The organism is Microbacterium resistens NBRC 103078, assembly GCF_001552355.1.
GTDB classification, from domain to species: domain Bacteria; phylum Actinomycetota; class Actinomycetes; order Actinomycetales; family Microbacteriaceae; genus Microbacterium; species Microbacterium resistens.
Map to the genome: position 1 here is coordinate 1 of NZ_BCRA01000138.1, position 10,533 is coordinate 10,533.

Annotated in this window: 10 protein-coding genes and 1 pseudogene; 6 read left to right on the forward strand and 5 right to left on the reverse strand. The window is 72.4% G+C overall.

Features of this window, described 5'->3' with window-relative positions; all coding sequences use genetic code 11:
- Together MR1_RS19895 and MR1_RS17210 are read right to left on the reverse strand one after the other, a co-directional pair.
- Nucleotides 1-201 (reverse strand): annotated as a pseudogene (locus tag MR1_RS19895) (hypothetical protein); the annotation flags it as partial.
- A 200-nt stretch (nt 202-401) separates the two neighbouring features.
- Nucleotides 402-1,388, reverse strand: coding sequence for a LacI family DNA-binding transcriptional regulator (locus tag MR1_RS17210; protein ID WP_067249834.1), 987 nt, complete (start codon nt 1,386-1,388; stop codon nt 402-404).
- A 74-nt stretch (nt 1,389-1,462) separates the two neighbouring features.
- On the opposite strand from MR1_RS17210, the gene MR1_RS17215 reads away from it, so the two are divergent.
- The 3 genes from MR1_RS17215 to MR1_RS17225 all read left to right on the forward strand — a co-directional run bounded on the left by MR1_RS17215 (nt 1,463) and on the right by MR1_RS17225 (nt 4,952).
- Nucleotides 1,463-2,506 (forward strand): alpha/beta hydrolase, encoded by a 1,044-nt coding sequence (locus MR1_RS17215; RefSeq protein WP_067249837.1) that lies wholly within the window; start codon nt 1,463-1,465, stop codon nt 2,504-2,506.
- Nucleotides 2,503-3,522 carry an alpha/beta hydrolase fold domain-containing protein gene (locus MR1_RS17220; RefSeq protein ID WP_067249841.1) on the forward strand — a complete coding sequence of 340 codons (1,020 nt, stop codon included), beginning with the start codon at nt 2,503-2,505 and terminating at the stop codon, nt 3,520-3,522. Before MR1_RS17215 ends, MR1_RS17220 begins: the two co-directional genes overlap by 4 nt.
- A 137-nt stretch (nt 3,523-3,659) precedes the next feature.
- Nucleotides 3,660-4,952 (forward strand): MFS transporter, encoded by a 1,293-nt coding sequence (locus MR1_RS17225; RefSeq protein ID WP_067249845.1) that lies wholly within the window; start codon nt 3,660-3,662, stop codon nt 4,950-4,952.
- Nucleotides 4,953-4,990: 38 nt separating this feature from the next.
- Here the strand turns inward: MR1_RS17225 and MR1_RS17230 are convergent, their stop codons facing one another.
- The 3 genes from MR1_RS17230 to MR1_RS17240 form a co-directional block, all read right to left on the reverse strand.
- Entirely contained in the window at nt 4,991-5,179 is a 189-nt protein-coding gene (locus MR1_RS17230; protein ID WP_067249848.1) for a hypothetical protein, read from the reverse strand.
- Nucleotides 5,180-5,257: 78 nt separating this feature from the next.
- Nucleotides 5,258-5,686 (reverse strand): cupin domain-containing protein, encoded by a 429-nt coding sequence (locus tag MR1_RS17235; RefSeq protein ID WP_067249851.1) that lies wholly within the window; start codon nt 5,684-5,686, stop codon nt 5,258-5,260.
- 37 nt (nt 5,687-5,723) lie between these two features.
- A complete protein-coding gene (locus MR1_RS17240) occupies nt 5,724-6,200 on the reverse strand; it encodes a CCDC90 family protein (RefSeq protein ID WP_067249854.1) in 477 nt (158 codons plus the stop codon).
- 188 nt (nt 6,201-6,388) lie between these two features.
- Here MR1_RS17240 and MR1_RS17245 point away from each other — a divergent pair, with 188 nt between their 5' ends.
- The 3 genes from MR1_RS17245 to MR1_RS17255 all read left to right on the forward strand — a co-directional run.
- On the forward strand, nt 6,389-7,552 hold the full coding sequence (locus MR1_RS17245) for a polysaccharide deacetylase family protein (RefSeq protein ID WP_084344865.1): 1,164 nt from the start codon (nt 6,389-6,391) through the stop codon (nt 7,550-7,552).
- A gap of 291 nt (nt 7,553-7,843) precedes the next feature.
- On the forward strand, nt 7,844-9,397 hold the full coding sequence (locus MR1_RS17250) for a sugar transferase (protein WP_067249857.1): 1,554 nt from the start codon (nt 7,844-7,846) through the stop codon (nt 9,395-9,397).
- A gap of 39 nt (nt 9,398-9,436) precedes the next feature.
- A partial coding sequence (locus MR1_RS17255; RefSeq protein ID WP_067249861.1) for a glycosyltransferase occupies nt 9,437-10,533 on the forward strand: 1,097 nt, incomplete at its 3' end.

Consider the following 10,533-nt stretch of genomic DNA (forward strand, 5'->3'; position numbering starts at 1 on the left):
GGCGGCGGCGAGCGTCGGGTAGGAGCCGATCCGGCGGCTGTGACGGTTGTGGACGATGTGCGCGTGCACGTCGACGGTGATGAAGCCGGCGAACTCGCCGGCGCGGGTCGCGACGAAGACGTCGTCGGCGGCCTGCTTCCAGGTCAGGGGCGCATCGGGGCTCGTCGGCTCCGGGCGCGCGTGGGCAGGGGTGATGGTCATGGTGAATGCTCTGTCGTTCGTCGGGCGCAGGCGTGCGCCCGGGATGGGGGCCGGGGCTGACGAACGCGCATCGGTGCGGCTCGTGCGGAAGCCGTGTCTCGGCCGTGTCCGCGCGGCGCCGAAGAGGGCGACGATCACACGGAACACATCATCCTAGCAGAACCACCGTCCGACGAGCGCGCAGCGCGCCGCCGCCCGCGTCACGTCGTGGCGCGGACCACCAGCGACGGCGCCAGATCGACGCGCGAGATGCTCGCCCCCTCCCCGGCGATCGCGGCCAGGAGCAGGTCGATCGCGGCGCGCCCGGACTCCTCGAACGGCTGGCGGACGGTCGTCAGCCCCAGCCCCGCGGCCAGGTCTCCGTCGTCGTACCCGGCGAGGGCGACGTCCTCGGGGATGCGCCGACCCGACGCCCGGAGGACTCCGTGCACCCGGACGGCGAGAGCGTCGTGATTGGCGACGACGGCCGTGGCGCCCGATGTCTCCACGGCGCGCACCACGCGCTCGAGACCGTCGTCCGGCGCGACCGCCACCTCGTCCAGCGCGAGGGACTCCGCGACGCCCTCGGCGCGGAGCATCCCGGCCGAGACGTAGTCCCTGGACAGCTGCGGCTCGTGGACGAAAAGCACGCGGTCGTGCCCCCGCTCGCGCAGGTGCTCGCCCAGCAGGCGTCCGCCCAGCAGGTCGTCCACGAGCACCCCGGGGAGGTCTCCGCCGCGCGGGCGCGCGCTGCGGACGTCGACGAGCACCACCGGCAGGCCCGCGGCGCGGCTCGCCCGCACGGCGGCCGGACTCAGCGGCACGCCCATCACGATCACCCCGTCCACGCCCGGGCGTGCAGGGAGGGCGTCCAGGAGCGGGGAGTCCGCAGCGGCGGCGGAGTCGAGGTCGTGGACCATGAGGTCGATCGTCGTGTCCCGCGCGCGGGCGAGCATGCCGGTGAGGCGGCGGTAGTACGACGGGTAGCTGGAGAACGGCGCCGCCACGGCGACCCGGAGCTGACCGGACTCGGAGCGGTGATCCGCGCGGCGGCGGTACCCGAGCTCGGCCGCCGCCGCGACCACCCGCTCCCGCGTGGCCGGGCTCACCCGGTGCGGAGCGTTCATCACGAGCGACACCGTGGAGATGCTCACCCCCGCCCTCTCGGCGACGGAGTAGATCGTCACGGCTCCCATGCGCGGTTTCATCCCGACTCCTGAAGTTCTTTCTCGAAGTTCTTCGATCCCGCACAATGCTCGCAGGACGAAGGAGCCCCCACAAGATGAGAACAGCACGACCCGTCGTCGATCCGTTCGTGACCGCCGTCGAGCGCCGGCTCGCGCCGCTGCGCCGCCCCGAGCCCAAGGATCCCGCCCGCCGGCGCCGGCAGGCCGCCGCCGAGGACATCGCGGCCAGCCGCGAGCTCGGGATCGCCCCGATCCCCGCCTACACGGAGGAGCACACCCTCCCGGTCGCCGGGCACCCGGACGTGCGCGTGCGGGTGTACTGGCCCTCCCCGGAGCGCGCCGAGGCCGTGACGGGACGGGGCACGGGGCTGCCGATCCTCGTGTACTGCTACGGCGGCGGGTTCACGATCGCCGGGATCGACTGGGTCGGCTGGGACGCGGGCTTCCGGCGGCGTGCCCGGGAGGCCGGCATCATCATCGTCGCCGTCGACTACGCCCACGCACCCGAGACCCGCTTCCCCGCACAGCCGGAGCAGTGCTGGACGGCGCTCGAGTGGGCGCACGCGCAGGCGAGCGACCTCGGCGGCGACCCCGCACGGATCGCGATCGGCGGAGCGTCCTCGGGCGGGAACCTCGCCGCGGCGGTGACCCTGATGAACCGCGACCGGGCGAACCGCCCGATCCGCCTCCAGCTCCTCGAGGCGCCGGCGCTCGACCTGACGATGGGCCACGCGGACATCCGCGGCCTGGACGCGAAGGTCCCGGGGATCATCGTCCGCAAGGTCGGCGCCCGTCTGGTGCGGCAGTACCTGGGCCGCTCCCGGAACGCCCCGCTCGATCCGTACGCCTCTCCGCTGCGGGCGACGTCGCACGCGGGGCTGCCGCCCGCCGTGATCTACACCTCGGAGCTGGATCCGCTCCGCGGCGACGGCGAGGCCTACGCACGCGCCCTGACCGCCGCCGGCGTGCCCGCCACGGCGATCCGGTACATCGGCCAGACGCACACCTCGGGGGGCTTGCTGCGCCACGTCCCCGCGGCCGATCACCTGCACCGCGACATCATCACGACGCTGCGGACCCTGCACGACGACCCGGTCGCCTACCCGGATCCGAGGACGGGAGCGGGGAGGTCCCGATGACCGCCGTGCACGACCTGGACCTGCATCCGGCGATCCGCGCGTGGGGCGAGCGCATCGCCGAGCACTCCGCGGCGTTCCCGGAGCTCGCCGGCCGGGCGGCAGCGCCCCGACGGGCGGCGGCCCTGCGGGTGTCCGACCTCGTCGCGGCCGAGTTCACCCTGCCCGCGCCGGAGGACGTGGCGATCGACGAGGCCGCGATCGACGGACCGGACGGGACGCTGCGCCTGCGCCGGTTCCGCCCGGCCGGGATCGCGGACCCCGCGCCGACCCAGCTCTTCCTCCACGGGGGCGGCTTCTTCGGCGGCACCGTCGACGAGATCCTCAACGACCGCCTCTGCGCGCGCCGGGCGCGCGACGCCCGCATCCAGATCGCCTCGCTGGAGTACCGGCTCGCCCCCGAGCACCGCTACCCCGCCGCGGCGGAGGACGCGATGGCGGCGCTCGCCGCGCTCGCCTTCGATCCGGCGCTCGGGGCGGACCCGGCGCGCCTCGGCATCGGCGGCAACTCCGCCGGCGCCGCCATCGCGGCGAGCGCGGTCATCCTCCTCCGCGATCGGGCCCGGCGCGGCGAGACCGTCCCGCCCGTCCTGCACCAGGACCTCGAAGTGCTGCCCGCCGCCCTGCGCCTGGTCGGCTCTTCGGGAGAGCGATACGCCGACGGCTTCGGGCTCGACGACGCCGCCGAGCTCGTGGAGGTCTACGTCGGGCCCGGCGAGCCGCCGTACGCCGCCGCGCCCCTGGACGTGCCGGACCTCACCGGTCTCCCGCCCGCGCTCCTCATGGTCGCGGAGTTCGATCCGCTCCGCGACAGCGGGATCCGTTACGGCGAGCGCCTCCGCGCCGCCGGGGTCCTCGCGACGGTCATCGTCGGCGAGGGCCACCTGCACGGGACGCCAGGCATCACCGCCGCGCTCCCGGCCGCGCGGGACTGGCAGGATCGCCACTCCCGTGCGCTGGCCGCCGCGTACGGGACCGCGCCGCACGAGGATTCCGAGCCCGCCGCCCCCGCCGGCTGAGCGCCTTCCGCGCCCGCCGGACCCGTACGCCGTCCGCCGCTCGCCCGTTCCCCACCCGCCTGTTCGGCACCCGCCTGTTCCCCCGTCCGCCCATTCCGACACCCGCCCATTCCGACACCCGCCCGAAGGAGACGACGATGTCCCTCACCCCCGAGACCGCCCCGCCCACGCCGCCGCTCGCCGTGCAGCCCCGGGACCGCGACATCCCCGGCGGTCCCCAGCCCCGAGGCTTCCTCGCCCTGTTCGTCCTGGCCTGGTTCGGCATCAACCTGGCCCTCGGGACCATCTCGGGCGCGTCGATCCCCAAGTTCTTCGCGTTCCTGGACGACGGGACGAAGGGACTGAACCTGTCCGTCACGGCCGCGATCGGCGGCGTCGTGGTGATCCTCGCCACGCCCCTGTTCGGGCGCCTGAGCGACCGCACGATGTCCCGCCTCGGCAAGCGACGGCCGTGGATCCTCGGCGGCGCGGTCGCCGGAGCCGCCGGGTGCCTGGTCCTCGCCGCCTCCACCTCGCTGTGGACGATCGTCGCGGGCTGGGTCATAGTCCAGGCCGGCTTCGGCGCCGCGAACGCCGCGGTGCACGCCCTTCTCGCCGACCAGATCCCCGCCCGCGTCCGAGCGCGCGTCGCGGCGGCGGCGAGCGCGTCCGGAGCCCTCGCCCTCATCCTCGGCGCCCTCGTGATCGCGGCGCTGCCCAACGACCGGCAGTGGACCTGGTTCCTCGTCCCGGGCCTGATCGGGGCCGTGCTGTGCGCGGGACTGTTCCTGGGGCTTCGCGACCTCGTCCGCACCGAGCGGCCCGCACCGTGGAGCTGGGCGGACCTCGTCTCCACCTACTGGCTCGACCCGCGCCGCCACCCTGACTTCTTCTGGGCCTGGGCCTGCCGGCTGCTGGTGACGATGTCGATCGTCTCCGTCTCGACGTACATGCTCTTCTTCATCATCGACCACCTCGGCATCCCCAAGGAGGAGGCCTCCGGGGTGCAGGCGGCGACGCTGATGATGTTCACCGTCGGGAACGTCCTGATGACGATCCTGTTCGGCTGGATCTCGGACCGCACGGGGCGGCGCAAGCCCATCGTGTGGATCTCGTCCCTGCTGTCGGCGGTGGGCCTGGTCGTGGCGATCCTGGCACCGGACGTGACGATGTTCTACGTCGGGATCGTGATCGTCGGCGCCGCGCAGGGGGCCTACGTCTCGGTGGACATCGCCCTGATGACGGAGGTGCTGCCGACCTTCGACGACGCGGGCAAGGACCTCGGGATCGTGTCGCTGTCCTATCAGGTGCCGCAGCTGCTCGTGCCGATCGTGGCCGTCCCGCTGCTGGCGATCGGCGGCGGCGAGAACTACACCGCCCTCTTCATCGCCGCCATCGTGTTCGGCGTCCTGGGCGGTCTGGCGGTGCTGCCGATCCGCGGCGTCCGCTGAGCGGGCCGCGCACCGGTGCGGCTACGCGCGGGGCGTCGTCACTCCCAGGAACGGGAGCGCTTGGTGGCGCCGCCGCGCTCGCGCATCATCCAGGCCAGCGCGAGGCTCACGAGGAGGATGCCGCCGATGAAGGCGAGGCTCTCGAAGCCGGGGAAGTTCTGCGCGTTGCCGAGCAGCGCGAAGCCGCCGAGGAACAGCACGCCGAAGATGATGAAACTGCCGATCACGGGGGCACCTCCTGTTACCCCTCGATCCTAGCCGGTTCGCGCCGCCGGCATGTCCCGGCGGGGCATCGGCGGCCCGGTTCACCAGGGCATCGGACGGTCGGGACCGCGCTCGCTGTCGTCGGGGAACTCCGGCAGCTCCTCGCCGCCCGCACGGATGCAGAGCCAGCGCAGCTCCCCGTCGCCGTCGGGGGCGCAGCGCCAGGTGCGCCAGACCCCCTGACCGACGCGGACGACCGTACCCGGACCGACGTCCACGACCTCGTCGTCCAGACCCATCTGACCGCGCCCCTGGAGGAAGACGTAGACCTCTTCGACGCGGTGGTGGACGTGCCAGTAGCCGGCCTCCTCGCCCGGTGCGAGCGCGTTGGCGGTCATGCCGATGTACTGCATGGTCAGCTCGTGATCGACGACCCGTCGGCCCTCGCGCGAGCTGTCGGGGCGGAAGCCGCCGAAGTGCTCACGCCACTGGTCGAGTCCGCCCATCTCCAGCACCTCGTACGCCGCCATGGCACCACGCTAGCAACCCGGGCGGCTCGCGTCGCGGTCAGCGGCTGAGCAGACGCGGGGCGGGGCCTTCGAACCTCGCCACGGCGATCTTCACCTCGGTCATCTCGGTGCGCAGGCCCGCCATCTCGGTGCGAAGCCCCGCCATCTCGCCGCGGAGACCTGCGCTCTCCCCACGGGTCTCGGTCCGAAGACCCGAGGTCTCCTCACGAATCTCGGTCCGAAGACCCGAGATCTCCTCACGGAACTCGGTCCGAAGACCCCCGGTCTCCTCACGGAACTCGGCCCGAAGACCCCCGATCTCCTCACGAATCTCCGTCCGGAAGTCCCCGATCTCCTCACGAATCTCGGTCCGAAGACCCGAGAACTCGCTCCGAAGCTCGCCGCGCAGTTCGTCCCGGACGGCGTCGATCCGACGGACGACCCACGCCAGCCCGGTGAACAGCGCGACGCAGATCGTGACGACGGCCGCCAGGCCCGTCAGGACCGTACCGATGATCTCCGGCGACACGAACATCCCCCCATCCTGCTCCGCTGCCACAGCGCTCGCCACCCACCGTAGAGAGATGCCGACGCCGCTCGGGTCGGGACGACGGCCTCGGCGGAGAACCGCGGGGATCGAGCATCGGTGCAGGACGAGGGGGAGGGAGGGAAAACCCGTGGCCTCCCCGGGGCTCCCTACCGGCACGCCGTAATATCAGCGGCATGGCAGCGCCCGTTCCCCCGACCCGTCACTCCTCCCGGCGCCCGTCGCCGGCCGTGCTGAAACGGCGCCGGATCCTCGCCGCGGTCGTCGCGCTGCTGGCCGTCGGCCTGGTCGTGGTGCTCGTCGTCACCGTCGTGCACGCGCTCTCCGGCCCGGGCGGGACCGCAGACCCGAAGCCGCAGGCCTCCGGCGGGGCGACGCCCGCGCCGACACCGGAATCGCCCGTGGAGGCGCTCCTGGCCGCCACGGACGATCCGAACGCGTGCGCCGTCTCGTTCGAGGGCGACGGCATCGCGATCGACCCGATGCTGCAGACCCAGGGCGTGCTGTACACCGGCCTGCCGATCCCCGCCCGCGAGGGCCTGGTCTTCGCCGGATGGTACGCCACCGCGGAGGACGCGGCTGCGTACACCCCGACGGCGCGCATCAACGGCTCCGAGCTCGCGGCGTGCACCGACCGGCGCCTCACCCTGCACGGTTCGTGGATGACGCCGGAGCAGAACGCCGAAGCGGCCACCGAGGTCCCGATCCTGATGTACCACCAGTTCACGACCCGCCCCGAGGGCGAGGACAACGCGCTGCGCGGGAACTACGCCTACATCGGCGACTTCGAGGCCCAGATGGCCTACATCGCCGAGCAGCAGTTCTACCTGCCCACCTGGGACGAGCTGAACGCGTTCATCGACGGGACCGTCTACCTGCCGCCGAAGTCGGTCATCATCACCGATGACGACGCCGACCAGACGTGGCTGGACCTCGCGGTGCCCGTCGTGACCCAGCACCAGCTCCTCACCACCTCGTTCGTGATCACGGAATACCGCACCGAGGGGTCGCCCTCCCCGTACGTGATCCAGCGCTCGCACACCCACGACATGCACGAGGCCGGCGACAACGGCGAAGGGCGGATGGTGAACTGGTCCGCCGATCAGATCGCCGCCGACCTGGAGCAGTCGGCCGCGATCCTCGGTGCCAAGGAGGTCGTCGCCTACCCGTTCGGCCACTACAACGACACGACGAAGCAGGGCGTGGCGCAGGCCGGCTTCCTCCTCGGCCGGACGATCGAGTGGGGGTACGTGACACCCGGCACGGACAAGCTCGCGCTGCCGGTGATCCGCATCAACTACGGAGACACGCTGGAGTCGCTCATCTCCGACATCGGCTGATCCCCTGTTTGCTCAATTCGGTGGAGAATCTTGTCATGATGCTTCCGGGAGCGACGATTTCGCGCTAATGTGAGCACAGCATCCGCACGTCCGACGGCGATGCGGGCACCGATGTGGGATCGGTGCCGACCACTCCCCCGATGTGGGATCGGGGGAAAGCCGACGGACAGCCCGAGGGGTCGGGAGTGGGTGCGCATCCGCGAGCGCATTCGCCCGCGGTCTGGGGATAACTGGGGAAATCATGGCGCACTGGGGATTCTTGCGTTCATCAACGGCTCACGGAGCCTCGACATGACGTCGGTCGAGGACGCCGTGAGTCTGGTCGGTGTGGGGACACCGCCCGTCCGCCCCATGGCGGCGCCGTCCGTTCCGTCGACGCGCGCGAGGGCGGTCTCGCCCCGTGCCACGCCGACGCTCGAACGGCGCCGCCAATGGGAGCGGCTCTATCGTGTCCGGCTGCGTCTCACCGACGCCGCCGTGATCCTGGCCGCGGTGAGCGCGTCCGCGGCGGTCTCGCTGGGCGCCGTCCCGATCGTGCCGGCGGCGAGCACCGGCCGCGGCCTCACGGTCGCGATCGGCGCCGCGCTGGCCGGGCTCTGGTTCCTGATGCTCGCCGCCGCACGCACCCGCGCGGCGACGATCTTCGGATCCGGGGCCACCGAGTACAAGCGGGTCGTGCACGCGGGCGCCATCGCGTTCGGCGTGCTCGCCACCGGCGCCGTGTTCGCCGATCCCTCCGTGCTGCGCGTTCCGCTGCTGGTCGCGATGCCCCTCGGCACCATCGGGCTCCTCGCGGGCCGATGGGGCTGGCGGCGCTGGCTCTCGGCACAGCGCCGCCACGGCCGCTACGCCTCGCGCACCCTCGTGGTCGGCGACCGCGCCGAGGTCGAGTACGTCGTGCACACGCTCCAGACCGGCGCGGTGACCGGGTACAACGTCGTCGGTGCCACGCTGCTGGACGGCAACGCCCGCGCGATCACCGTCGGCGACGTGTCCCGCCCGGTCCTCGGCAACGTGACCTCCGTCGCCCAGGTCGCCCAGCAGCTCGGCGCCGACACGATCCTCGTCGCCAGCCGTCCGGAGGGCGACCCGGAGTTCATCAAGAGGCTGAGCTGGCAGCTGGAGGGCACCGCCGCGGAGCTCGTGCTCTCCAGTCGGCTGACGGACGTCGCCGGCCCTCGGATCTCCTTCGCCCCGGTCGAGGGCCTGCCGTTGATCCAGGTGCGCATCCCGAGCTACGAGGGCGGACAGCACCTCGCCAAGCGTGCGCTCGACGTCGTCGTCGCCGCGCTCGCGCTCATCCCGATCGCGATCGTGACGCCGCTGCTCGCGCTGCTCATCCGCCTGGACTCCCCGGGCCCGGCGTTCTTCCGGCAGGAGCGGGTCGGTCGCGACGGCCGGACGTTCCGGATGGTGAAGTTCCGCTCGATGAGCGTCGACGCCGAGGACCGGCTGGCCGACCTCCAGGCGCAGAACGAGGGCTCCGGCCTCCTCTTCAAGATCCGCGCCGACCCGCGGGTCACCCGCGTCGGCAAGTGGCTGCGCAAGCTCTCGCTGGACGAGCTGCCGCAGTTCTGGAACGTCCTGGTCGGCGACATGAGCGTCGTCGGGCCCCGCCCGCCGCTGCCGAGCGAGGTCACCGCCTACGACGGCACGGTCTCGCGCCGGCTGTACATCAAGCCCGGGATCACCGGCCTGTGGCAGGTCAGCGGACGCAGCGATCTGACGTGGGACGAGAGCGTGCGGCTGGACCTCCGCTATGTGGAGAACTGGTCGATCATGAACGATCTGCAGATCATGTGGCGCACCGCCCGAGTGATGCTGCAGCCGCACGGGGCGTACTAGCCGACACAACGGGCGACGTATCGATCTGGGGAGGTCAAGATGCGCAGGAACCTGAACATCGCGATGGTGGGGACGAGGGGCGTTCCGGCCGCCTACGGCGGCTTCGAGACGGCGGTCGAGGAGGTCGGCCGCCGGCTCGTCGAGCGCGGGCACCGCGTGTCCGTGTACACGCGCGGGTCGTCGACGCGGGAGCGGGAGCACCTCGGCATGCGGGTGATCCACCTTCCGGCCGTGCCGCAGAAGCAGTTGGAGACGCTCAGCCACACGGGGCTCTCCGCCGTGCACCTGGTGACGCGGCGCCGTCCCGACGCCGCATTCGTCTTCAACGCCGCCAACTCGCCGTTCCTGCCCCTGCTGCGGATGCGCGGCGTGCCCGTCGCGCTGCACATGGACGGGCTGGAATGGCGCCGGTCGAAGTGGGGCGCTCGGGGACGGGCGTACTACCGGTGGGCGGAGCAGTTCGGTGTCCGCACGGCGGACGCGCTCATCGCCGACGCCCCCGGGATCGCCGAGTACTACCGCGACCAGTTCGACGTCGACACCGCGCTCATCCGCTACGGAGCGCCGATCCTCGACGCACCGCCCGCGCGCGGCGTCGCGGAACTCGGGCTCGCCCCCGCCGGCTACCACCTGGTCGTGGCGCGCTTCGAGCCGGAGAACCACGTCCTCGAGATCGTCGACGGGTACCGGCGAAGCAGCGCGACGCTGCCCCTCGTGGTGGTCGGCTCGGCACCGTACAGTGCCGAGTACACGCAGCGGATCCAGGACATCGCCGACGCGGATCCGCGGATCCGGCTGCTCGGCGGCGTCTACGACCAGGAGCTGCTCGACGCCCTGTACGCCCACGCCCGCACCTACGCGCACGGTCATTCCGTCGGCGGGACCAACCCGTCGCTGCTGCGGGCGATGGGCGCGGGCACCGCGGTGATCGCCTACGACGTGGGCTTCAACCGCGAGGTGCTCGACGATGAGGGCTGGTTCTTCCGCACTCCGGCCGAGGCCGCCACCGCATTCGACGACGCCGAGGAGGACGACGCCCGCGTCGCCGCCTTGGCCGCGCGCGTGCAGCGTCGCGCCGCGACCGCCTTCCGCTGGGACGACGTCGCCGACGCCTACGAGGAGCTCGCCGCGCGGCT

Bases quoted from the DNA above. Each gene is read 5' to 3' on its own strand.
- MR1_RS17250 (WP_067249857.1), top strand. From the start codon at position 7,844: ATGACGTCGGTCGAGGACGCCGTGAGTCTGGTCGGTGTGGGGACACCG.
- MR1_RS17225 (WP_067249845.1), top strand. From the start codon at position 3,660: ATGTCCCTCACCCCCGAGACCGCCCCGCCCACGCCGCCGCTCGCCGTG.
- MR1_RS17210 (WP_067249834.1), bottom strand. From the start codon at position 1,388: ATGAAACCGCGCATGGGAGCCGTGACGATCTACTCCGTCGCCGAGAGG.
- MR1_RS17240 (WP_067249854.1), bottom strand. From the start codon at position 6,200: ATGTTCGTGTCGCCGGAGATCATCGGTACGGTCCTGACGGGCCTGGCG.
- MR1_RS17220 (WP_067249841.1), top strand. From the start codon at position 2,503: ATGACCGCCGTGCACGACCTGGACCTGCATCCGGCGATCCGCGCGTGG.
- MR1_RS17215 (WP_067249837.1), top strand. From the start codon at position 1,463: ATGAGAACAGCACGACCCGTCGTCGATCCGTTCGTGACCGCCGTCGAG.
- MR1_RS17245 (WP_084344865.1), top strand. From the start codon at position 6,389: ATGGCAGCGCCCGTTCCCCCGACCCGTCACTCCTCCCGGCGCCCGTCG.
- MR1_RS17235 (WP_067249851.1), bottom strand. From the start codon at position 5,686: ATGGCGGCGTACGAGGTGCTGGAGATGGGCGGACTCGACCAGTGGCGT.